At 37.6% G+C, this 23,171-nt stretch carries 21 protein-coding genes; 5 read left to right on the forward strand and 16 right to left on the reverse strand.

All coding sequences use genetic code 11. The features are described from left to right. From ESZ48_RS02345 to ESZ48_RS02385, 9 genes are all read right to left on the reverse strand, one after another. Positions 1 to 1,776 (reverse strand): BatD family protein, encoded by a 1,776-nt coding sequence (locus ESZ48_RS02345; RefSeq protein ID WP_129015691.1) that lies wholly within the window; start codon positions 1,774 to 1,776, stop codon positions 1 to 3. 29 nt (positions 1,777 to 1,805) lie between these two features. Next, entirely contained in the window at positions 1,806 to 2,183 is a 378-nt protein-coding gene (locus ESZ48_RS02350) for a four helix bundle protein (RefSeq protein WP_129015692.1), read from the reverse strand. 52 nt (positions 2,184 to 2,235) lie between these two features. Further along, positions 2,236 to 3,045 (reverse strand): tetratricopeptide repeat protein, encoded by an 810-nt coding sequence (locus ESZ48_RS02355; RefSeq protein WP_129015693.1) that lies wholly within the window; start codon positions 3,043 to 3,045, stop codon positions 2,236 to 2,238. Positions 3,046 to 3,198: 153 nt separating this feature from the next. Then, positions 3,199 to 4,236, reverse strand: a complete 1,038-nt coding sequence (locus tag ESZ48_RS02360) for a vWA domain-containing protein (protein WP_129015694.1) — start codon at positions 4,234 to 4,236, stop codon at positions 3,199 to 3,201. 76 nt (positions 4,237 to 4,312) lie between these two features. After that, positions 4,313 to 5,317, reverse strand: a complete 1,005-nt coding sequence (locus ESZ48_RS02365) for a vWA domain-containing protein (RefSeq protein WP_129016050.1) — start codon at positions 5,315 to 5,317, stop codon at positions 4,313 to 4,315. Then, positions 5,317 to 6,972 carry a BatD family protein gene (locus ESZ48_RS02370; protein ID WP_129015695.1) on the reverse strand — a complete coding sequence of 552 codons (1,656 nt, stop codon included), beginning with the start codon at positions 6,970 to 6,972 and terminating at the stop codon, positions 5,317 to 5,319. The genes ESZ48_RS02365 and ESZ48_RS02370 overlap by 1 nt, the downstream gene beginning before the upstream one ends. Before the next feature lie 24 nt (positions 6,973 to 6,996). Next, positions 6,997 to 7,863 (reverse strand): DUF58 domain-containing protein, encoded by an 867-nt coding sequence (locus tag ESZ48_RS02375; protein ID WP_129015696.1) that lies wholly within the window; start codon positions 7,861 to 7,863, stop codon positions 6,997 to 6,999. A 103-nt stretch (positions 7,864 to 7,966) separates the two neighbouring features. Further along, positions 7,967 to 8,965, reverse strand: a complete 999-nt coding sequence (locus tag ESZ48_RS02380; protein WP_394345716.1) for an AAA family ATPase — start codon at positions 8,963 to 8,965, stop codon at positions 7,967 to 7,969. A gap of 152 nt (positions 8,966 to 9,117) precedes the next feature. Continuing rightward, the gene (locus ESZ48_RS02385; protein ID WP_129015697.1) at positions 9,118 to 9,921 is read right to left on the reverse strand and encodes a DUF4382 domain-containing protein; all 804 of its coding nucleotides are present in this window, start codon (positions 9,919 to 9,921) and stop codon (positions 9,118 to 9,120) included. Positions 9,922 to 10,324: 403 nt separating this feature from the next. On the opposite strand from ESZ48_RS02385, the gene ESZ48_RS02390 reads away from it, so the two are divergent. Then, the gene (locus ESZ48_RS02390; RefSeq protein ID WP_129015698.1) at positions 10,325 to 11,077 is read left to right on the forward strand and encodes an SDR family NAD(P)-dependent oxidoreductase; all 753 of its coding nucleotides are present in this window, start codon (positions 10,325 to 10,327) and stop codon (positions 11,075 to 11,077) included. 538 nt (positions 11,078 to 11,615) lie between these two features. Beyond that, on the forward strand, positions 11,616 to 12,749 hold the full coding sequence (locus ESZ48_RS02395; RefSeq protein ID WP_129015699.1) for an ATP-binding protein: 1,134 nt from the start codon (positions 11,616 to 11,618) through the stop codon (positions 12,747 to 12,749). A gap of 607 nt (positions 12,750 to 13,356) precedes the next feature. Here the strand turns inward: ESZ48_RS02395 and fbp are convergent. Beyond that, the gene (gene fbp, locus ESZ48_RS02400) at positions 13,357 to 14,376 is read right to left on the reverse strand and encodes a class 1 fructose-bisphosphatase (protein WP_129016052.1); all 1,020 of its coding nucleotides are present in this window, start codon (positions 14,374 to 14,376) and stop codon (positions 13,357 to 13,359) included. 122 nt (positions 14,377 to 14,498) lie between these two features. On the opposite strand from fbp, the gene ESZ48_RS02405 reads away from it, so the two are divergent. From ESZ48_RS02405 to ESZ48_RS02415, 3 genes are all read left to right on the forward strand, one after another. Beyond that, a complete protein-coding gene (locus ESZ48_RS02405; RefSeq protein WP_129015700.1) occupies positions 14,499 to 14,993 on the forward strand; it encodes a GNAT family N-acetyltransferase in 495 nt (164 codons plus the stop codon). Then, complete coding sequence (locus ESZ48_RS02410) at positions 14,980 to 16,239, forward strand: aspartate kinase (RefSeq protein WP_129015701.1); 1,260 nt, start codon at positions 14,980 to 14,982, stop codon at positions 16,237 to 16,239. The genes ESZ48_RS02405 and ESZ48_RS02410 overlap by 14 nt, the downstream gene beginning before the upstream one ends. Before the next feature lie 86 nt (positions 16,240 to 16,325). Beyond that, on the forward strand, positions 16,326 to 18,164 hold the full coding sequence (locus ESZ48_RS02415; protein ID WP_129016053.1) for a GNAT family N-acyltransferase: 1,839 nt from the start codon (positions 16,326 to 16,328) through the stop codon (positions 18,162 to 18,164). 68 nt (positions 18,165 to 18,232) lie between these two features. Here ESZ48_RS02415 and ESZ48_RS02420 read toward each other — a convergent pair whose 3' ends face one another. The 6 genes from ESZ48_RS02420 to ESZ48_RS02445 all read right to left on the reverse strand — a co-directional run bounded on the left by ESZ48_RS02420 (position 18,233) and on the right by ESZ48_RS02445 (position 23,143). Beyond that, a complete protein-coding gene (locus ESZ48_RS02420; RefSeq protein WP_129015702.1) occupies positions 18,233 to 18,688 on the reverse strand; it encodes a DUF4870 domain-containing protein in 456 nt (151 codons plus the stop codon). A 155-nt stretch (positions 18,689 to 18,843) separates the two neighbouring features. Beyond that, positions 18,844 to 19,791 (reverse strand): 2-hydroxyacid dehydrogenase, encoded by a 948-nt coding sequence (locus ESZ48_RS02425; RefSeq protein ID WP_129015703.1) that lies wholly within the window; start codon positions 19,789 to 19,791, stop codon positions 18,844 to 18,846. 251 nt (positions 19,792 to 20,042) lie between these two features. Continuing rightward, positions 20,043 to 21,416, reverse strand: a complete 1,374-nt coding sequence (gene mgtE / locus ESZ48_RS02430) for a magnesium transporter (RefSeq protein WP_129015704.1) — start codon at positions 21,414 to 21,416, stop codon at positions 20,043 to 20,045. A gap of 18 nt (positions 21,417 to 21,434) precedes the next feature. Then, positions 21,435 to 22,220 (reverse strand): 16S rRNA (adenine(1518)-N(6)/adenine(1519)-N(6))-dimethyltransferase RsmA, encoded by a 786-nt coding sequence (gene rsmA / locus ESZ48_RS02435; protein ID WP_223266333.1) that lies wholly within the window; start codon positions 22,218 to 22,220, stop codon positions 21,435 to 21,437. Positions 22,221 to 22,413: 193 nt separating this feature from the next. Beyond that, complete coding sequence (locus ESZ48_RS02440; protein ID WP_129015706.1) at positions 22,414 to 22,737, reverse strand: DUF4286 family protein; 324 nt, start codon at positions 22,735 to 22,737, stop codon at positions 22,414 to 22,416. 106 nt (positions 22,738 to 22,843) lie between these two features. Further along, positions 22,844 to 23,143, reverse strand: coding sequence for a nucleotidyltransferase family protein (locus ESZ48_RS02445; RefSeq protein ID WP_129015707.1), 300 nt, complete (start codon positions 23,141 to 23,143; stop codon positions 22,844 to 22,846). Positions 23,144 to 23,171 lie beyond the last annotated feature (28 nt).

The following is a 23,171-nucleotide window of genomic DNA, read 5'->3' on the forward strand; positions in this document are numbered from 1 at the left end:
TTATCGAATCTGTTTATCAATTACCGAAATAGTTTGGGCGGCCTTATCATAATCATGTTGCATGGTCACTTCTGAAAAAGGCGTATAGCGTGCCAATTCACAACTATCTAAAATGGTTACAAACTCGTCAATTACCGATTCTTCCACTTGACGCTTTAAGAGCAATTCTTTAATCCGGTCCTTGCTGAAATCGCTAGTTTCAATATGCAGTTTCGCTTTGAGATAATTATGAAGTGCTTTTTCAAGCGCAATATAAAACGCTTCTTTTTGACCTAATGATTTTCTGGCTTCTCCCAGATATTTTTTTGCAAGTCTATCTGCCTTACGTATTTTATTTCCTTGAACGTCAGCGCGGCGCTCTGCTTTTTTCTTACGGAACACCATCGCTAAAGGAATGGCCATAAGTGGCAATAAAAACGAACTCCAAAACCACGAAGAGTTGAGGAAGGGTTCAGAGCTGATTGGTTTAAGATTGGCTTCGCTTTTTACAAATGCAAACTGATCATTATTCATGATCACACGTTGTTTGCCCTCGCCAACTGTGGCGATATTGCTATCAGTATGCGTACTGTTTGTTGGCCCTTCAAGAACGTTGATCACCAATTCTCCAGAAGATACCGTTTTATACGACTCTGTTTTTAAATCGAAATATGAAAAGTCAACATTTGGAATAGGATATTTCCCTTTAAACTGCGGAACAATCGTATAACTATCTGCAATGCCACCTTGCATGCCATCTATTGTAGTTCTTATGTTTTGAGTGTGTTCTGGCTCATAAACTTCTAAAGAACTTGGTAGGGTTAATTTTGGCAGTTGGAACAATTTGAGATTTCCTGTCCCTTTAACTTCTAATCGTGCTTGCAAAGACTCAGTGGCATTTAATTCGGTTTTGGAGGTGGTAACCTTAAAATCGAAATTACCCACAGCACCAGTAAAGTTTTCTGGTTTTCCGATTTCCGGAAGTGGTTTTACTTGAAGTGATCTGCTTCCGGCCGATACCGTTTTATGCACTTGAGACATCATCCGTCCACCAAAAAAGTCACGTCTATTACTAGGTACTTCTACCGTAACATCTAAACTTAAAGGTTCAATTTCCAACTTTCCTGATTTTTGTGGGTATAAAACCACTTGCTTGATTACCAAAAACCGATAAGGGCGGCCTTTAAATTGGATGTTTTGAATTTTGTTGCCTTTGAGATCAATATTTTGACTCCAAAAATCATTGTATTTAGGGCTGTCAATTTCTCTAAATGTACTGACGCCAATATCTTCAGAAACATATAGTTTATAAACAACAGTAACGGCTTCGTTGAGATATGGGTTTCCTTTTGATATTTCAGCAATGAGATGAAGGTTATCATCTGCGACAATTTCAGCATTGTCAGGATCATTAGGTCTGTTTACTGCTGAAGTAATTTGAACGGCTACTGGTGATGTTTTATAAATTTCACCTTCAATTTCAATGGTTGCCTGATTGATGGTAATCGTTCCTGTTTTCTTAGGAGCCAAAAAATAACTGTAGGTTTTTGTGAATGAGCGAACACCATTGATCCAAGAATGGCTTACCGATTGGTTTGGCCCACCAACAATCGTAAAATCACTGAACGACGGCGGATTGAAATTATCGCCATCCGTGTTCATTTCAAAATCCACACGTAAACGCTCATTGATGCCGAGTTTGGTCTTGCTTACTTTGGCCTCAAACTTTACTTGGGCCGCAACAAAACTTGTGCTTGCTACAATTAAAAATAATGATATGTATGCTTTTAATTTCATTGAAATAAATAAAAATTAACGAACAACGATTAACGATTAACGATTTTTGAATTGTTGTTTTTAGAGGTTTTAATACTTGCGACAAAAATTGAAATAAGTTGATTATTCTCATCTAAAACCTTTAAGATGTTTTGCTTATCTCCAATATACAAGTTAGCACGAAAGATTATTTTCAAAAAGTTGTAACTTTCTCTCAACTCTTTTAAACAGATGCCCATTTTGTGAACAAAATCTTTATGAGACTCAGCACTTCTTGCTTCACCATAATTTAGAGCGGGTGAGCCAGAGGATCTGATCAATTGATTCCCATAATAATTGCCGGCATAATTATTTTTAATTTCTTCAACGATGTCTACAATTAACACTGCAAAATCAATAACGCGTTCTTCTAAATCATTTGTCGTCATATCAATCTTATATCATAAATCGTTAATCGTTATTCAGAAATCAAAACTCTTTTTACCAGTCTTTTTCCGTTTGTACTTTAACGCCTTTTTGTTTATCGGCATTCATTTTTTCCTGAACCTTCTGTTCTTGATTATTCATGGCCTCCAATAAGTTCTTTATTTGTTGAGGGGATAATTTTCCCGGTTGTGGTTTTTGTTCTTGATTTTTATCTTCCTTTTCATCTGTTGGCTTATCCTCATCTTTTTTATCGTCGCCTTCTTTCTTGTCCTGATCACCTTGATCGTCTTTATTTTCTTTGTTATCCTGATCTTTGTTATCCTTGTCCTGATTGTCTTGATCTTTGTTTTCGTCCTGTTTGTCTTTGTCTTTATCCTGATTTTCATCCGGCTGATCATCTTTTTGTTGCTCAGCACATTCTTTTGCTAAACCAAGATTGTAACGGGTTTCATCATCCGTTGGATCATTTCTTAAAGCATTTTTATAAGCTTCAACGGCATCTTTACATTGTTTGTTCTTCATTAAGATATTTCCAATATTATGGAATGCCTTATGCTTTTGCGATTTTTCGGTGGCATTTTTAGCAGCTTGTTGCTGTCTATAAAGGGCTTCTTCGTAGTTGCCTTCTTTAAAATAGGAATTTCCTAAATTATAGGTTCCTGCTACAGAGGAAGGTTGTTTGGAAATGGCTTTTCGATATTCTTTCTCTGCAGAAATGAAATTATTATCATCCATTAACTCATTGGCTTCATAAATCAAATCATTCGATTTCTTTGCAGCCAGCAATTGTTCCTTCTCGTTCTCTTTATCTTGAGAAAAGCCGAAGCATGTAAAAAACACTAATAGAAGTGTAAGGTTTTTCATTTATCTAGGTCATTATGAACTCTTTTTGTAAACTGATGGCTGTGTGCATCAGAAGTTCAATTCAATCAAAATCATAATTTATCTTCCTCATTTTTAAACAGTTCATAAATCTAAAAAAACTATTGCTATCAATATTATAATGTTTTCTTAAAGTTATGCCGCGTTTTCGTTAAATAAATTCAAACGTTTTAACCATGAGGTACGTCTTTCAAGTAGTAAAATATCAATCATAAGGAAAAAAATGGCCGCACCCAAAAACCATTGGAATTGCGATTCAAAATCGGCAAATTGTTTGGCTTCAAATTCAGTTTTGTCCATTTTGTTCAAAATGTCGCGAATGTGTTCTACCACTTCCGTTGTGTTTCTTCCGTTAATATAAGAGCCATGAGCTTCTTGGGCAATACTTTTTAAGGTATTCTCATCCAAGCGGGTTATGACCGTTTCACCTTGTCGATCTTTTTTATAGTTGACGATGATGCCATTTCGCTTTTCTGGGATGGGACCACCTTTGACATCGCCAACACCAATGGTAAAAATCCGGATGCCTTTATCAAAGGCTTCACGAGCTGCTTCTGTAGCCAAGTCACCATGATCCTCACCATCAGAAATAATAATGAGAACGCGATTAGTGTCTACGTCATCATCATAATAATCTTTTGCAAGTTCAATAGCTTCATGGATCGCGGTGCCTTGAGATGAAAGCATGTCGGTATTCATACTTTGCAGAAACATTTTTGCCGATCCATAGTCTGTTGTAATTGGCAATTGCGGGAACGCTTTTCCTGCATATGCGATGATGCCTACACGATCACTCGCCAAATTATTAATGATTTGGGTGACCAATTGTTTTGATTTTTCCAGACGATTCGGTGCGATATCCTCTGACAACATACTTTTTGATACGTCAACAGCAAACACGATATCAACGCCTTCACGTTTGACTGTTTCAAGTTTTGTACCAACTTTTGGGTTGACCAAAGCCAGGACCAAGCAGACAAAAGCAAGAGAGAGCACTACAACTTTCAAAATAGGTTTGAAAATGGATGTGTTCGGACTTAATCTTTTTAATAATGGCTTGCTCGCAAATTTGCGCTGCATCCGATGTTTCCACCATTGCAGTAGCACAAATATGAGTACGATCAATGGGATGACCATTAATCCCCAAAACCATATTTTTTCTTCTAATTGCATGTTCAGTATTCAGTATTCAGTATTCATTTGGCGTCAATTTGCCATGAATACAGAAATGTGTTTCTATTATTTTTCATTAATTAAAGCTTCTAAACAAGGTTGACCGCAATAAAAATTCAAATAACAAGAGTCCAAAAGCTAATAATATCAACGGACGGTACTTTTCTTCGTATTTGGAGTATTTAAACTCTTCAACTTCCGTTTTTTCTAGCTGATTAATTTCGTCATAGATGGCTTCCAGTTTTTTATTGTTATCAGCCCTAAAATATTTTCCTCCAGTGGCCTTGGCAATGTCCTTCATTAACTCCTCATCAATTTCTACCAATTGGCGTTCATATCGAAAATTTCCATTGGGTAAAATTTGAACAGGTGACAAAGCCATTCCGTTGGTTCCAATCCCAATAGTATACACTTTAATATCATAAGCTACTGCTAATTCACTTGCCGTTTTTGGGTCTATAAATCCAGAGTTGTTGACGCCATCTGTCAATAAAATAATGACTTTACTTTTTGCCTTACTGTCTTTGATTCTGTTAACAGCGGTTGCTAAACCAGAACCAATGGCAGTTCCGCCTTCAATAATGGTGTTATACCTGATATCGTTGAGCGCTCGCAATACAATGGCCTTGTCACTGGTAATGGGCGTTTTGGTATAAGCTTCTCCAGCATATTCCACAATCCCAATACGGTCATTCGGGCGGCTTTTTATAAATTCAGAAGCGACCACTTTTAGCGCTTCCAGTCGGTTGGGCAACAAATCTTTGGCCAGCATACTCGCAGAGACGTCAATAGCGATGACAATATCTATCCCTCTTGTGGTTTTTGTTTTTGTGGATACATCTACAGTTCTTGGTCGCGCCAATGCGGTAATCACTAAAGATAATGCCAACAGCCTCATTACAAAAAGCGCATGTTTTGCTTTTGGCAACCAAGAGTTGGTCAACTTAAACCCTTTTATTGTTGATATTTTAAGTTCTGCCGTTTGCTTTTTATGTGTTAATACATACCATAAAATGAGCAGGGGCAGTAGTAAAAACAACCAGAAAAACTCTTTATTTACAAATTCTATTCCTCCCAGCATCATTCTACCTTTTTAAGTTCAACGGAGTTCAAGACACGCTCCATAATTTCTTCAGCGTATTGGTCTTCTGCATCCCAAACCAAAATGATTTGCTGTAATATATTCTGAGCAGTGAATGCCAGAAAAACATATTTGCCTTTACGGTATTGGTCTGGTAAAAGGCCCGGAAACGACGCCGTACCAAACACTTTCAATCCTTCGGCAGCATTAGGGGTAACAAATTTTTCTCGCTTAGTAATGATGTCCTTAACATTGTTCTTCTCCAACATCTGAAGACTTCCTTCAATGGCTAGATTTAAATCAACTTTTATTGAATCGGGAATGTTCAACCTTGAAGTGCTGACCGCAATATTCAATGAACTTAATAAGGTTCCATAACTGAACATTGTTGTTTTGGCATTAGAGATGGTATCAATAGCCTGTGATTCTACACGCTCTAATACGGCTGGTGTAGAAATGTAAATTGGAGGAACGCCGTAATCGCTCGTCACCCAAACGCCTTCCAACAATGCTTTGCTCTCATGGCCAATGATGGTGTCTTTTACATAATCAAATCCGTATTTCACAGAAAATCCTACAAACGTTGCCAAGATTAAAAACAGCGAAGCGACAACAGTGATAATGACTTTACGACGTTTCTTCTTGCGTGCTTGTTTTTCCTTATACTGTTGATCAAGTAGTTTTTCTTCTTCTGTAGGCTCCGGTAGGGCTTGTTTGACATTGTCAATTTCCAGGTCAACCGTATTCCTGTCAATCTTTGCCAATTCTACATCTGGTGTCACCTTGGCGAATTTCACCAAATCGGCACGTTTTAAGATGGTTTCAATATTTCTAATATCGTTTTTGGTCAGTTCAATCTGATTGCCATCTTTAAGTAAGTTTAAGCGATTGATCAATTCATCAGTAGTACTTTCCAGCGCACGATCGTAAACCTGTTCGTCCAAATAACGCCGAATGATAAAGGTCAATTCCGAATAATAACCCTTTAGTTCGGATTGCTGTAAATAATCAGATTCATCCAACTTTTGCAAGGCCATTTTCGCCCGTTCGTAAGGTGGGAGCAATGCGATTTCCTCGGCTTCGGTCAAAGGTTTCTTACGCCAAATGAACCAATACATTACAAATGCCACCAAGGCGAGAATGGCGAGAATGAAGAGTGCGGTCTTCCACCAATCACTACTGCTTTTCTCGACTTTTATAAAAGGTTTGATATCATAAAGCCCCTGTTTTGTTGAATCGACAAGAATATTGTTCACTTCTACTCTTAAAGAATCAGTGAAATATTCTTTGGTACCTATGATTATTTTTTGTCTTGGGATGGTATAGCTACCCGAGTCAAATTGGGTTAACCCATATTTTTTGATGAGGTTGTACCTCGCTTTATTTTTTGTCGTATCCGGTTTATAGGATTCAATCATTTCCAACGGTATAAAAGTTTGCCCTTCGGGTAAAACGACTAAATCCGTAGTGTCTGCTTCTACCTCAATCTTATAGGTAATCTGCTCTCCAATCTTGATTTTTGTTGAATCGATGGACGATTTAACTTGGGCGAAGGAGAAAATAGAGACAAGAAAAAAGAAAAAAGATAAAAGGACGGATGACCGATGACCGATGACCGATGTTGCTTTATTATAACCTAATCCAAAATTTTTCATTCTTAATTTTAAATTCTTCATCAATTAAGCTCTGCGTTTAAAATAGCCTAATAATTTTGTGACATAGCTCTCATCAACCCGGCAGTCTATAGCTCCGGCACCTGATTTTGTAAAGGTTTCCTTAAAATAGTTGACGCGCTCGTTATAGTATTTACCATAGTCTGTTCGCATTCTTTTAGAACCTGTATTGACCAACATATATTCACCACTTTCGGCATCCATCATTTGGACCATGCCCAAATTTGGAATGTTTTCTTCCCGTTTATCGTAAACTCTTATTCCAGTTACGTCATGTTTGTTGGCGGCAATTTTAAGCGTTTGCTTGTAATCATCAGCCATAAAATCAGAAAGAATAAAAACAATGACTTTCTTTTTCATCACGCTGGATAAAAATTTGATGGCTTGCGTAATATCTGTTTTTTTACTTTTAGGCTTAAATTCTATCAATTCCCGGATGATGCGCAGCACATGGAATCTTCCTTTTTTTGGTGGAATATATAATTCGATGGCATCGGTAAATAGGATCAAGCCAATTTTATCATTATTTTGAGTCGCTGAAAACGCCAAGGTGGCGGCAATTTCAGTGATCACTTCATTTTTAAACTGCGATTCGGTTCCAAACCATTCCGATCCAGAAATATCCACCATGAGCATCATGGTCAACTCACGTTCTTCTTCAAATATTTTGATATGAGGTTCGTTGTAGCGTGCGGTAACATTCCAATCGATATTACGGACATCATCACCATACTGATATTGGCGCACTTCACTAAACGTCATACCACGCCCCTTAAAGGCCGAATGGTATTCTCCTCCAAAGATATGATTAGACAAGCGTCGTGTCTTAATCTCAATTTTACGTACTTTTTTTAAAAGCTCTTTTGTATCCATTTTTTTTTGAGTCTGCAGTTGGCAGTCTTCAGTTTTCAGTCGCTAAAATTCAAAATGAGTGACTATATTACTGCCAACTGCATACTGAATACTGCGGACTTAATTATGGTACTTCAATTTGATTGACGATTTTGTTGATAATGTCAACAGAAGTGACATTTTCTGCCTCAGCTTCGTAAGTAATACCAATTCTGTGTCTAAGCACATCATGAACCACGGCACGGACATCTTCAGGAATCACATAGCCACGACGTTTGATAAAGGCGTAACATTTTGCAGCAATAGCTAAATTGATACTCCCACGTGGCGAAGCCCCAAATGAAATCAATGGTTTTAAATCGGCAAGTTTATATTTTTCAGGATAACGTGTGGCGAAGATGATATCGAGAATGTATTTTTCGATTTTTTCGTCCATATAAACCTCACGAACTGCTTCTTGTGCTCTTAAAATTTGTTCTGTAGAAACAACGGCATTGACTTTGTCAAAAGCACCTTTAAGATTGGCACGAACAATAAGTTGCTCTTCATCAATTTTTGGATAATCGATCACGGTTTTCAACATGAAACGGTCAATTTGCGCTTCAGGAAGTGGATAGGTTCCTTCTTGCTCAATTGGGTTTTGAGTGGCCATTACCAAAAATGGTCGATCGAGTTTAAAGGTTTCATCTCCAATGGTCACTTGCTTTTCCTGCATGGCCTCCAATAACGCCGATTGCACTTTGGCTGGGGCTCTGTTAATCTCATCCGCTAGGACAAAATTAGCAAAAATTGGCCCTTTCTTGATGGTGAAATCATTCACCTTCATGTTATAGATCAATGTTCCAACAACATCGGCCGGCAATAAATCTGGGGTGAATTGAATTCTGCTAAAACTGGATTCAATAGCTTGGGATAAGGTATTAATAGCTAGGGTTTTTGCTAGACCAGGAACACCTTCCAGCAAAATATGGCCTTGTCCCAATAAGCCAATCAGCAAGCGTTCTACCATATATTTCTGGCCAACAATCACCTTGTTCATTTCAAAAGTTAGCAAATCAACAAAGGCACTTTCTCTTTCAATTTTTTCGTTAATGCTTTTGATATCAACAGTATCTTCCATCATATTAGATTTAATTTTAGTCTCAAATAGGGTCATTTTTTTTGAGTAGTGCAAATTGTTAAAATTTTTATTGGATTGCTGTTAAGGATTGGTTAAAAGTTAAAGAGCAACACCATTGGCGTTGCTCTTTTAATATAGTTTTATGAAATATACCTCTATTTCATTGTTATTATGCCAATTGCAGTGTCTTTTTCTGCTGACACTACAACATTTTCCAGAAGTGATGGCGTAAGGTTTGATGTTGGATCGGGTGTTATGTTAACCGTGTAGTTACCAGGTGCTAAGCCAACCAATAGGAAGTTCCCTTCAACATCAGTGTAGGTTGTTATTTCTTCCACACCATTGGTAGCGCTTATATGTGTTTGCACGCCCAGTTGTAAAATACTTCCTGAAATAGTTCCGGTGCTAGCTTCTGCACTAGCTCTAATTACAGGTTTTAAATTGATATTACCCGAGTTACCAGCAATAACTATAGATTTATCTACGTCAAAATCCAGTAGAAACGTATAAGCCATATTTGGCAATAAGGTTTGGTTGAGTTTAATTTTCAGTCCAGATTGCTGCGCACTTGGCGTTTTCAATGGATATGTTTTGCCATCAATAACGACGGTGTTATTATCACCCAGAATCAAACGGATCTGATTTAAAGTACCTGCAAGCACTTCAAAATCATCAACTAAAAGGACATTCACACCGCCTGTCAAAGTGAGTAGATCATATACTCCAGTATTGATGGTTTTCAAGCTTTGCCATCCTTCATCACCATCACTGCCGTCATTCACTTTTATCTTAACATCAACGACGTCAATATAAACATGTTCAAAATCTCCGGGTGCATCCATCAATTTTATAGAAATTTTTGCTTTTCCTTGTGCGTCCTGTGTGGAATCGTCGTCACTACAGCCAAAGGAAAAGAAAGTTATAAGGGCTAATAAAGTTGCTTTTTTAAATAAATTCATTGTGTTATATAATTTTAGGTTTGGTATATATACGCTTTCTTTAGCTAATTCGACCATTTGAGTTTTACGTCTAAGCTCATAGTGCTTATAGTCTGATGTTTATGCCTAATGAAATAATTGAAATTAATTAACAATTTGTAAATTTCGAAAATACGATCTCAAGATTCAATCCTCTTAAAGGGATAATCATAGAAACTAAAATCGCTTAATCTTTGAGTTTTAAGTATTTTTAAGGCACAAATTCCTGCGCAGGCAGGAATCCTTTGGTTCAACGTAGTTAATCTTATATAAGACAGCTTAGTTATTGCAACAAAAAAAAGGAAACATCGAAATAAGAAAAGTAAAATAAAATTTTTTAATATTAACAAAAATAGAGATTCCCGTTTTCACGGGACTATTGGACATGAGAAAAACAGCATTAATCACAGGCGCCACGAGCGGTATTGGGCGCGCAACTGCACATGAGTTTGCAAAACACGGTATTAATTTAATATTATGCGGCAGACGCCAAGAGCGTTTGGACACCATTAAAAAAGCATTGGAACGAACGACCGATGTCCACACCTTGAATTTTGATGTCAGCGATAAGGTGGCTACTTTTGAAGCCATTGCATCACTGCCTGAGGATTTCAAAAAGATAGATATTTTAATCAATAACGCAGGAAATGCACACGGATTGGATCCTATCCAAACTGGAGATACTGACGATTGGGATGCCATGATGGACATTAACGTCAAAGGTTTATTGTACGTTAGTAAAGCAATCATTCCTCAGATGACCGAGCGGCAATCGGGGCATATCATCAACATCGGGTCTTCTGCCGGAAAGGAAGTCTATCCCAAAGGGAATGTATATTGTGCCAGTAAACATGCTGTTTTGGCAATTACGGAAGGGATGCGTATCGACTTGAATACTTTTGGCATTAAAGTCAGTGCGATTAATCCTGGATTGGTAGAAACCGAGTTTTCCCAAGTCCGCTTTAAAGGTGATGCTGTTGCCGATAGCGTTTATAAAGGTTATAAAGCATTGCAACCAGAGGATATAGCGGAGATAATTTATTTTGCCGTTTCCAGACCAGCGCATGTGAATATTGCGGATTTGTTGGTGTTTCCGACGGCACAGGCGTCGTCTACAATTATCAAAAAATCGAACTGATTTCTTGATAATTGTAGAGATTTTTTATTTTTGATGCCTTATTATGGTACACTTTGGATCATTTGAAGAATTGGAGGTTTATAGGAAGCAACACTGTTTTGTGAAGCTATTTGGAATATTATATGTAGCACTTCGCTTCAGAAGGATTAAAAATTAAAAGAACGGATCAATGGATCTTCAGGTTCAATTATGGACCACATTGCTGAAGGCTTCGGTCGTGGAGGGATAAATAATTTATTATGTTTTTGGGGTTTTCAAGAGGTTCTTGTAGCGAATCAAAGGCACAACTATGATGAGCGTATAATAGACAGCATATTTCGGAAGAAACGTATCAAGATCTAAATAAAAAAGCTCAAAATTTTATTGACCAACTTTCAATATTCATTAATTATCTCAAAAATTCAGAGCGTAGAGGTTCAAAGTGTGATTGAATAATGCCTTTTCAGAAGCAATAGAATAAATAATAGCAATAGAGAATATTCAATTTATCTTGGGTAAGAATAAATAATACTAATAACCAATAATCAATCGCGTCGTCGTGATCAACAAACGTCTTCTCATAAAAAACCTATTGGCTCACAATGATGAGAACAGTTTCTATGACAAGAAGCGGCAGGTGGATATTGGCGAAAAGGAAGGGAAGGCGAAATTTTTAAAGCATGTTTGCGCCCTGTCCAATAGCAATCCGAAAAACAATTCTTATATCGTTATAGGGGTGGAAGATGAGGATAATAGTATTACTGGAGTTGATTTTTTTGATGACAGTAAAATCCAAAATCTTATTAATGCTTATTTGACGAATCCACCGATTGTGCAATACGAGAATATTCCGTTTCCGCATCTGCCGGATGACAAAGTAGTGGGTTTGGTCACCATCAGACCTATTGATGGCTTGACCTCATTGCGGAAAAATATCTGGAAATATTATGGGGGTTCGGTGTTTTTTAGGGTTGGAAGCATGAGCATGCCCAAGGTTTATGATATTGAGATTAAGGATGTCAACTCAAAAATTGTTGAAGCCATTGAAAATCATTCTCAAAATAATATCCAACATACGCTTGATGGTGTTTTTGATTTTTTGAGTAAACGAAAAGATTACCATCCCCAATACAAGGTTTTTAAAGAGTATTTTGTTCTCTGTTGGGCGGGCCAAAAGAAAGTGTATAAGGACGAAACATTTTACAGTAGGGTAGATATTGAGCTTATCAATGAACAGGTACGATTGTTTTTCTCAACTTTGGATGAAGTGACCATCAATTACGATGAAGATTCTTTTAAAATTGTGGAATATGTGAGCTTAGGATTACATAACGATTATAAATATTATCCGTTAGAGGAAACACTCATCAACTTTGGAAATAATGCCACCTATCATATTGAAACTAAATTACTTTTTGAGGCACCTCAGTTCGATAAGAAAGTATTGCATCATATTTATAATACCAATAATGCTATTTTAGAAAAACTTAAAAAAGGGTTGACTTTAAGCGCCAATGAAGAAAAAGATCTGAAAAATCTGCCAGCAACCTATCTCATCTGCTATTTCAACTTATTTCATGATGCTGTTGACAAACTTACTGAGGCTAAACCCTTTTTAAAAGACTATAACGAAGGCGTTTATAAGAGTTATAAGGAAACCTTACGGATTTTAAGGAAGGTGAAATATAATTAAGATGAAGATTTATTATTATCGTGCATTTCGTCGAACATTTTTGAATCAACCTACCATTCATATAGATTTATTGACCAATTGTAGTTTTTTGCCGACTGTTTGAAAAATAATTTGCATTTTTACAGTGCTATTAATCATTTACATACAATCCTGCTTCTCCCGATAATAATTCGGCACTGAAGCAGGATTTTTTTATGGCGCAGTTTATCGATGTTATCTAAACAGCCACTACTTTCACGGATTCTCACAGATTATGTACATCTGTCTCAGGTGATTTAGTGCTTCGTTTTTGGAATATTGTATTGAGACATAAATTCCACAAATACTTGCATATTATTGTTTGTCAGCTCCTTTGGAATTTGGTGCTTTGTTTCTGAGAGTTCGTATTGAGCCATAAATTCCACAAATACTTACACATTATTGTTTGTCTGCTCTATTGGAATTTGGTGCTTTGTAATGAGACACTAATTTCACGGATTCTCACAGATTTTTTAAATCTGTCTCATTGTAATTTGGTGCTTCGTTTTTGGAATTTCGTAATGAGACATAAATTTCCCGGATGCTCACACTTTATATTTTGTTAGCGCTATGGAAATTTTGTAATTCCCTATTTCGGATTAGTATTGGCATTTTGAATAAACTCCTCACATTTTTCCACCATGTTTTTACTTCCGCAGATAAAAGGGACACGTTCATGAAGTTCAGTTGGTTGGATGTCCAAAATACGCTCAAACCCATTACTGGCTTTTCCATTGGCCTGCTCTGCAAGAAATGCCATAGGATTACATTCATAGAGCAATCGTAATTTTCCATTAGAATTTAAAGAGCTTTTTGGATAGATGTAAATGCCGCCCTTAATCATGTTTCTATGGAAATCAGATACTAAAGAACCAATGTATCTGGAGGTATAAGGTCGGTCGCCTTCTTCCATTTGGCAATATTTAATATAATTTTTCACGCCTTGTGGAAAGTGGATATAATTTCCTTCATTCACCGAATAAATACGGCCGTCTTCAGGAAACTGCATATTGGGGTGCGATAAATAAAAAGTACCTATGGCAGGATTGAGTGTAAATCCGTTAACGCCATCGCCAGTGGTATACACCAACATTGTTGAGGTGCCATAAACCACATAACCAGCCGCTACCTGTTGGTGCCCTGGTTGGAGAAAGTCTTTAAGCGTTACAGGTGTTCCAATAGGAGTGACACGTCTGTAGATTGAGAAAATGGTTCCCACAGATACATTCACATCAATGTTTGACGAACCATCCAATGGATCAATCAGAACTACATATTTGTTTTGATTATTCTCATCCTGACTGTTGATGGCAATAAAATCATCCTCTTCTTCACTTGCAATGCCACACACAATATTTCTATTGGTCATGGTCTGGATAAACTTTTCATTGGCATATACGTCCAGCTTCTGCTGATCTTCACCTTGAATATTCTTGTCGCCCGCCGAACCGATTATATCGACCAATCCTGCTTTGTTGACCTCGTAGTTGACTACTTTTGCAGCAAGTCTAATGGAGTTGATGAGGCTAGAGAGTTCACCTGATGAGTATTTAAAAGATGCTTGGTTTTCAATAATAAATTCACCTAAGGTTTGATGTTTACGGTACATGGAATATTTTTGGATTTGTTTCTGCAAATATCGCCTTTTTTAGTAAACTACATCGTTTTCGTTCGTACTTAATGATTTTAATTTTCACCGTTTAAGTTATATTTGAATACAATTTTTAACTCATGGAATTCAAAATAAGAAAGGCAGTCTCACAGGACATGCCTCGAGTACTCGAATTAATAACAGAATTGGCGGTTTTTGAAGAGGAACCTGATGCTGTAGAAATCTCAGTATCAGATTTACAAACCGATGGTTTTGGAAAACAGCCTGCTTTTAGTTGCTTTGTCGCTGAAGTTGAAGGTCAAATAGAAGGCATTGCCTTGTTTTATGGCCGCTATTCCACTTGGAAAGGCAAGGTTTTACACTTGGAGGATTTGATTGTGAGCAAGAAAATGCGTGGCAGCGGCTTGGGAACTGCGTTACTGGATGAAGTTGTACTGCACGGAAATCAATTGGGCATTAAACGCATTTGTTGGGAAGTTTTGGATTGGAATGAACCTGCGATTGAATTTTACCAAAAGAAAGGTGCTGATGTCAAACGCGATTGGGATGTGGTGCATTTGAATGAAATCGGGATTAGAAATTATATAGCAAAATTGGAAGATGCACGTATTTAAGTTTGGAGGCGCGTCTGTTAAGGATGCGCTGGGTGTTAAGAACTTGGAACGCGTTCTTAGAAAAGTTGGTTTCGAAAACACCCTGATTGTTGTTTCTGCCATGGGGAAAACGACCAATGCGTTAGAAACCGTTCTTGATAATTATTTCAACAATAAAAGCGAATTACAGAGTTCGCTCCAAGAGGTAAAAAAATACCATAATGCTATTTTATTGGATCTTTTTGACACTAATCACGAGGAAACCCATCCAGTTTTTAAAAAAGTGACTTCTTTATTTGATGAATTGCGAAGCTTTTTTGATCGGAATAAATCACCGGACTATAATTTTGTTTACGATCAAGTGATTGGGTATGGTGAGTTGGTGTCCACACTTATTGTAAGTGAATACCTCAATGTGGTTGGTATCAAAAACAAGTGGTTGGATGTTAGGGAGTATATCAAAACCGATAATTATTACAGACGAGCTAACGTTAATTGGGAAGCCACGCAAACTGCCATCACTAATAAATTAAGCAGGTCTGTTTTAAATATTACCCAAGGTTTTTTAGGGAGTGATGACAACAATTTTACAACTACGTTGGGAAGGGAAGGCAGTGACTACACGGCCGCCATTTTTGCATATTGCCTAAATGCTGAGAACGTGACCATTTGGAAAGATGTTCCAGGGGTATTAAATGCGGATCCGCGTTATTTTGAAAACTCACAATTACTCAATAAAATCTCCTATCGTGAAGCGATAGAATTGGCGTTCTATGGTGCCTCGGTAATCCATCCTAAAACCCTGCAGCCCTTACAGCAAAAAGAAATTCCTCTTTTTGTGAAATCTTTCATGCATCCAGAACAACCAGGAACGATGGTTGGAAAAGACCCTGGGATTGATCCGATGATTCCGTGTTTTATCGTTAAGAAAAATCAGGTATTGATTTCCTTGTCGTCCTTGGATTTTTCATACATTGTAGAAGAAAATATCAGTGAGATCTTTAAACTCTTGCATTTGTATAAAATGAAGGTTGATGTGATTCAAAACTCGGCCATCAGTTTCTCTGTATGTGTGGATAATATGTATAACAATCTGCCAAATTTAATGCAGCATTTAAAGGCGAAATTCAAGATCACTTGTCATGAAAATGTATCCTTATATACAATACGACATTACAATTTCGATTCCATAGCACAATTGGAGCTGGATAAAACTATACTTTTGAAGCAGTTAACACAGGAAACTGTTCAATTGGTCACACAATAGCATTTACGGCATAATTGTTCGTCAATTGTGGTTCTGCAAGGAAGCACAAAGACAATTTATTAAAAAAAATGATTAGGTTTGTAGCCATGACCAAACAGCAAGATTCAGGATTAGTAAATGCAAAAGAAGTCGCCAAAGCCATACGTATGGACAAGTACGGCGTTTTGGGTACATTTAGTGGTTGGTTGCTAATGAAGTTGCTAAAGATATCTACGATTAACAAAGTTTACGATCGAAATAAGCATTTAGAAAATGTTGAATTTTTGGATGCTATTTTGGAAGATTTTCAAATTCGATTCGAAATTCCAGAAGACGATCTGAAACGTTTACCAAAAGATGGGGCCTATATTACCTTGTCCAACCATCCGCTAGGTGGTATTGATGGAATTCTATTGCTAAAACTGATGTTGGAGCAACGTGAGGATTTTAAGATTATTGCTAATTTCCTTTTGCAACGTATTGAACCGATGAAACCTTTCATCATGCCCGTCAATCCGTTTGAAGATCGAAAGGATGCCAAATCAAGTATTGCAGGGTTTAAGAATGCAATTTCTCATTTGCGTGATGGCCATCCCTTGGGGATTTTTCCTGCAGGTGAAGTGTCGACGTATAAAGATGGAAAATTGGTGATTGATCGCCCTTGGGAAGAAGCCGCTATGAAGCTTGTTCAGAAAGCTGAGGTTCCTGTAGTACCCATTTATTTTCATGCAAAAAACAGTAAACTATTTTATAGGCTTTCTAAAATCAGCGATGTCTTTCGAACCGCCAAATTACCGTCAGAATTGTTGACCCAAAAACGTCGTGTCATTAAGGTGCGGATTGGGCGACCAATTTCTGTCGCCGACCAGAAAGAATATCCTACACTTCCAGAGTTTTCAGAGTTTTTAAGAAAGAAAACCTATATGCTGTCTAACTCTTTTGATCAGAAGGGAAACATCCTCAGCAATATTTCATCGACTTTAAAAGTCCGTAAATCCATAAAGAATATTGTCACTCCAGTTAATCTGGAAAGTATGAAGAAGGAAGTCGAATACCTTCGCGAGAATGACGGCCGACTTTTGGAAAGTAAAAATTACGAAGTGTTTTTTTCAGATGCACCGAGCATTCCCAACATCCTACGCGAAATTGGGCGCCTGCGTGAAATTACCTTTAGGGAAGTTGGCGAAGGCACCAATGAAGCCATAGATTTAGATCAGTTTGACAATTATTATCACCACATGTTTTTGTGGGACAACAGCACCAATATGGTTGCTGGGGCTTACAGAATGGGCTTGGGCTCCAAAATATTTGCCGCTTATGGGATTGATGGGTTCTATCTTCAAGATTTGTTCCGATTTGAACCTGAGCTTTATAAAATGATGAGCGAATCCATTGAAATGGGCCGCGCTTTTATCATCAAGGAATATCAACTCAAACCGATGCCTTTGTTTCTTTTATGGAAAGGCATTGTACACACCACCTTGCGTTATCCAGAACATAAGTATTTAATTGGTGGGGTGACCATTAGCGATAAATTTACCAACTTTTCAAAGTCGCTGATGATTGAGTTTATGAAATCCAATTATTACGATCCTTACATTGCGCAATACGTCCATCCTAAGAAGGAATTCAAGGTCAAGTTAAAAGATGCCGATAAGGATTTTGTTTTTGACGAAACAGAAGCCGATTTGGTGAAATTTGACCGAATTATTGATGAATTGGAACCTGGTACGTTGCGTCTTCCAATCCTTATTAAAAAATACATCAAACAAAATGCGAAGGTCGTTGCCTTTAACGTCGATCCACTGTTCAACAACGCTGTGGATGGCTTGATGTATATTAGAATAGCCGACTTACCCGAAAGCACCGTGAAACCTGTAATGGAAGAATTCCAAGCAGAGATGGAACGGAAGTTTGCGGAGAATGGTGAAAATCCCGAATCTTGAAGATTGGGATAAAAAAAAAGCCAAATCGTCATCGATTTGGCTCTTTTAGAATGTTCTAATGTATAATGTTATAACGATTTAAACCAATCCTGAAAATACTCTCCCAAGACAGGAGTTAGTTTTTTCTCACCGCTTGTAGCACCAATCAAACTCATGATCCAAAGTACAAGAATTCCTAAGCTTACGATCCATCCCAAAACAGGGATAAAGCTTAAAACAAGGCCACAAAGACCTAATCCCAATACTTGTCGAATGTAAAATGAACCAAATTCACTTTTTGTATTATTGTTCATCACAAGGGCAATGACCCAACCAATTAAGGTAAGGTGTGCGATGAGCGCAATGTTCTTACCATCTTTTGATGCGGCATTCACGTCGTTTTCAAATGAATTGGCAGCTCTTTTTGCGTCTTCAGAAAATGCATCAGCCTTTCGTTGTGTGCTGTCGGTAAAATCCGTCGTGTTCTTTTGTGTATCGTCTAGCATGTCGTTAAGGTCGTCGCCTAAATTTTGATTATCAGCCATTTTGTTGTAATGTTTTTAAGGTTAGAGCTTTAAAGGTAATAAAAAAAACTTTGGTTTTACGAAAAAGACATGTTCATCGTTGTGAAGTAAAAATCTTACGTCAATAGGACTGATTCGCCACCAAATTTGAATTTTAACTTGTTGATTTATTGCTCTTATTTGTGATTAGACCTTGAGAAGGTCTTTATTTTATCAACAATAGTTTGTGCCAATTTCTCTTTACTTTCAACTGTCCAGCCGGCAATATGTGGCGTTAGAAGTATATTTTCGGCATTAATGAGGTATTGAAAGGCTTCTGGAATTTCAGAGGTAAATAGGGCTTCAAAAGACGATTTTTCATATTCCAAGACGTCTAAGCCAGCGCCAAGAATCTTGCCCGATTTTAAAGCAGCTACCAAATCTTTGGTGACTACACTTTTGCCTCGAGCGGTGTTAATAAACCAGAACGGTTTTGAGAAGGCGTTGATAAAATCGGCATTGAACATTCCTAAAGTCAGTGGGGTTTGTGGGGTATGTAAACTAACCACATCCACTTTCTCTTGAAACTCTTTGAGCAACACTTGACGTGCGTTGTCATCTCCAACCTTAGGTTTGATGTCATAACAAAGGACTTCCACTTCAAATCCGCGTAGTTTTTTAGCAAAGGCTTTCCCCATATTGCCATAACCAATAAGACCAACGGTTTTTCCGTCCAATTCAATCCCTCTATTGGCTTCACGAAGCCATTGTCCAGAACGGACCTCTCTATCGGCTTTATTGAGTTTATTGAATAAAGAGAGCAACATCCCTAAAGTTTGTTCGCCCACGGCATTCCTATTACCTTCCGGTGCTGCGATGAGATGGACGTTTTTTTGCTCTGCATAATCGCCATCAATATTTTCCAATCCGGCACCTACGCGACCTATAAATTTGAGTTTTTTGGCAGCATCCAAAAAGGCTTTGTCAATACTGAATCGGCTTCTTATAATCAGACCATCATAGTCTTTGATTTTAGCTTCGATGGCTTCTTTTGATGAGGTATAATCTTCATCGTTTTCAAAACCCAAAGCATTGAGTTGCTTGATGAGTAGGGGATGGTTGGTATCGAGGTGGAGGATCTTCATGGCCATATTCCTGCGCAGGCAGGAATCTTTTTGGTTAAATGTGGTTAATCTTATTTTAAAAGTTTATAGTATCAAAATTAAGGAAATTGACTTAAACATATAGGTGAAAAGAATCATTTCTAATTTAAAACCCTTCCGTCTTTAAACTCTTTTCTGGGTTTAAATCCACCTTCTCTTTATTTCGACAAGCTCATTGACCAATGGAAGGAATTCCTTTAGTTTATCTGAGGTAAATTATACTACAAAATGATTTAAAATCCTAAAATAAATTTAGCCACTAAAAAGTAAGTTAAAATTCCAAAAATATCATTGCTTGTGGTTATAAATGGACCTGTAGCTACCGCTGCATCAATGCCGCGTCTGTCCAAGAAGATTGGAATAAAGGTTCCAATTAATGCGGCCATAATAATAACGGTCACTAAAGCCACACAAATGGTCAACGATTCTAAATAGGTGGTATGAAATCCGAAATGACTGATAATTAATACTACAAATGCAATAGCAAGTCCGTTTACCAAACCTAACAGCATTTCTTTAAAAAGTCTTCCTACAATATTGCCATCAATGGTATTATTTGCGAGACCTTTTACCACAATGGCCGAAGATTGTACGCCAACATTTCCTGCAGTTGCCTGAACCAATGGAATGAACAGTAATAACGCTGGAAACTGTAACATAGCATCGCTAAAGCCATTAATAATACTTGCCGCACCAATACCACCAAACATACCAATAAGCAGCCAAGGGAGACGCGCTCTGGTCAATTGCCAGATGCTATCATCGGCTTCAACATCGGTGGTGATACCTGCCGCCAATTGGTAATCCTTATCGGCTTCTTCAATCAAGACGTCTACAATATCGTCAATCGTAATACGTCCCAATAAAACCATATTGTCATCAACTACCGGAATGGCCTCCAAGTCATATTTGGCCATGATCTTTGCCACTTCCTCCGGATCTTCGTCCACTTTGACATAATCGACGTTTTTGATGTAGATGTCGGCAATTTTCTCATCACTTTTGGCAATAATTAAATCTTTTAAAGATAAACGGCCAATAAGCTTATTTTGTTTGTTGACTACATAAATGGAATGAACCCTGGTGACATCTTTAGCTTGTCCTCTAATACGGCGCAAACATCCGGCAACGGTCCATGTTTCATAAACTTTGACCAACTCTTTGGCCATGAGTCCTCCAGCAGTATCCTCGCCGTAGGTTAATAATTCGGTGATTTCAGCTTTGTGAGCTGCGTCCTCAATATGATGGATGACTTCGCGCTGGCGTTCTGCAGAAAGTTCGGAAATAATGTCTGCCGCATCATCGGTGTCTAGCTCTTCAACTTCTTCGGCAATTTCCTTGGATGATAGATTGCGCAACACTTTCTGACGATTGTCTTCATCCAGCTCCATCAAGACCTCTGATGTGGTCTCAGAATCCAAAAGTTTGATCACATACATGGCCTCTTCCAGATTAACTTCATCCAGAATTTCAGCAATATCAGCGTAATGGAATTCATTTAAAAGTCGGCTAAGTTCCTCATCATTTTTGGTTTTGATAAGTTGCTGGACTTGTTCAATAAGTTCGTCGGTTAGCTCAAATTGTATGTTCTCTCTTTTGTCTTGCAAATGGTGTGTTTTTAAGAATTAGTGATCTTTTTCTATCAGCTGAGTAAGTGCTATAAACTGTTGTACGCTTAATTGTTCTGGGCGTTTGTCAAAGATAAGATTTGATTTTAAATTATCAGATAAATCGAACGAGTTTAAACTGTTCCGAAGTGTTTTTCGACGTTGTTGAAAACCTGTTTTGACCACTCTAAAAAAAAGTTTTTCATCGCATGGAAGTTTGAAGTTTTCCTTTCGGGTCAACAATAGCACCCCAGAATCTACTTTTGGTGGTGGATTAAATACCGAAGGCGGCACGGTAAATAAGTATTCAGCGTCATAAAAAGCCTGCGTCAATACCGAAAGGATGCCATATACTTTACTGCCTTCCTTAGAACAGATCCGAAGTGCCACTTCCTTTTGGAACATCCCGGAAAATTCTGGAATTTGATGGCGCATCTCTAAAGTCTTGAATAGGATTTGGGATGAAATATTATAAGGGAAATTCCCGATGATGGCAAAAGGCTGCTCTTCAAAAACTTCGGTGAGATTATATTTTAAAAAATCTTTTTCAATGATCCGATCGGCAAGATTTAGATAATTATTCTTGAGATATTCTACTGACTCCCTATCGATTTCGATAACATGCGTGATAATGTCTTTTTTTAACAAATATTTGGTCAAAACCCCCATGCCTGGACCAATTTCCAACAGGTGCTTGTACCCTTTATAGGAAAGGGAATTCGCAATTTTCTCAGCAATGCTTTCATCGGTTAGAAAATGCTGACCGAGATGTTTTTTGGCTCTGACTTGATGCTCTTTTGACACAGATTTATGGATGTTTTGAAAGGTTAGAAGCTTATGGCACTTGAGCTGCGAAGTTAGTGAGAATATTTTTGGAGATGGGACGATTGAACTATTTTTCTTCCCTCGCGCAGAGATTCTCTGAGGCATAGAACTATGTTGCCACCTTGCAGAAAAACTTTTAACGGCGCAGGCTGCCTACGCTTTTTCTCTTAAATCAGCTAAACTTTATGCTGTACTCATCAATGACTTCCAATTCCGTCCGGAATGCCAAAACTTTGTCGCCAAACATTTTTAAACCTTCTTGACGTAGTTTATCGGCGTTGTTATTATAGTAGTTGACAAGGGCTTCACGGGATTTCGCTCGGTACTGAACGGAGTAAGTGAAACTTCCTGCCTGATCTTCTACTAAAACTTTGGTGAGTTTTGCTTCCGTAAAATGGCCTGTGGCCAAAACGTGGGGAATGTGTTCCTGGATCCAAGCAAGCCACTGGTCGTGGATGCTGGCATCTATATTTGAGGTGACGTTGTATATGATCATAATTAAATAAAATTTAAAGTTTTAAGCAACATGTTTCCCGACAGATGGGTGAATTTCAATCTCTTCAATCGCTTTTAAAATGTCAAAAAGCCAAGTTTTGATAGTGTTATCCATAAATCATTTGTTTAGAGGAATCGATGGATTTCCTTAAATAAGGATTGTTAATGGATTTATTTTCGAGAAGGTCTATTTTTCTTTTAAGTAATTTTTCCAAAGAAATTTTAAAATCGAAATAGTTGTCGGCATAGTTGTAGAGCTCAACGTCAGAGAAATCAACTAATAAATCAATATCGCTTGTACTTTTGAAATTATCATTCAGTATAGATCCGAACACAAATAATTGAGACACTTTATATTTTTTACACAGTGCTACTATTTTATCAATATTTTTTTCAATTAGACTCATATATCAAAAATACAATTATTTTATTTTG

The organism is Gelidibacter gilvus (assembly GCF_004115975.1).
GTDB lineage: Bacteria > Bacteroidota > Bacteroidia > Flavobacteriales > Flavobacteriaceae > Gelidibacter > Gelidibacter gilvus.

Coding starts and splice junctions, on each gene's coding strand:
- ESZ48_RS02345 (WP_129015691.1), bottom strand. CDS start 1,776: ATGAAATTAAAAGCATACATATCATTATTTTTAATTGTAGCAAGCACA.
- ESZ48_RS02350 (WP_129015692.1), bottom strand. CDS start 2,183: ATGACGACAAATGATTTAGAAGAACGCGTTATTGATTTTGCAGTGTTA.
- ESZ48_RS02355 (WP_129015693.1), bottom strand. CDS start 3,045: ATGAAAAACCTTACACTTCTATTAGTGTTTTTTACATGCTTCGGCTTT.
- ESZ48_RS02360 (WP_129015694.1), bottom strand. CDS start 4,236: ATGCAATTAGAAGAAAAAATATGGTTTTGGGGATTAATGGTCATCCCA.
- ESZ48_RS02365 (WP_129016050.1), bottom strand. CDS start 5,317: ATGCTGGGAGGAATAGAATTTGTAAATAAAGAGTTTTTCTGGTTGTTT.
- ESZ48_RS02370 (WP_129015695.1), bottom strand. CDS start 6,972: ATGAAAAATTTTGGATTAGGTTATAATAAAGCAACATCGGTCATCGGT.
- ESZ48_RS02375 (WP_129015696.1), bottom strand. CDS start 7,863: ATGGATACAAAAGAGCTTTTAAAAAAAGTACGTAAAATTGAGATTAAG.
- ESZ48_RS02380 (WP_394345716.1), bottom strand. CDS start 8,965: ATGATGGAAGATACTGTTGATATCAAAAGCATTAACGAAAAAATTGAA.
- ESZ48_RS02385 (WP_129015697.1), bottom strand. CDS start 9,921: ATGAATTTATTTAAAAAAGCAACTTTATTAGCCCTTATAACTTTCTTT.
- ESZ48_RS02390 (WP_129015698.1), top strand. CDS start 10,325: ATGAGAAAAACAGCATTAATCACAGGCGCCACGAGCGGTATTGGGCGC.
- fbp (WP_129016052.1), bottom strand. CDS start 14,376: ATGTACCGTAAACATCAAACCTTAGGTGAATTTATTATTGAAAACCAA.
- ESZ48_RS02405 (WP_129015700.1), top strand. CDS start 14,499: ATGGAATTCAAAATAAGAAAGGCAGTCTCACAGGACATGCCTCGAGTA.
- ESZ48_RS02410 (WP_129015701.1), top strand. CDS start 14,980: ATGCACGTATTTAAGTTTGGAGGCGCGTCTGTTAAGGATGCGCTGGGT.
- ESZ48_RS02415 (WP_129016053.1), top strand. CDS start 16,326: ATGACCAAACAGCAAGATTCAGGATTAGTAAATGCAAAAGAAGTCGCC.
- ESZ48_RS02420 (WP_129015702.1), bottom strand. CDS start 18,688: ATGGCTGATAATCAAAATTTAGGCGACGACCTTAACGACATGCTAGAC.
- ESZ48_RS02425 (WP_129015703.1), bottom strand. CDS start 19,791: ATGAAGATCCTCCACCTCGATACCAACCATCCCCTACTCATCAAGCAA.
- ESZ48_RS02440 (WP_129015706.1), bottom strand. CDS start 22,737: ATGATCATATACAACGTCACCTCAAATATAGATGCCAGCATCCACGAC.
- ESZ48_RS02445 (WP_129015707.1), bottom strand. CDS start 23,143: ATGAGTCTAATTGAAAAAAATATTGATAAAATAGTAGCACTGTGTAAA.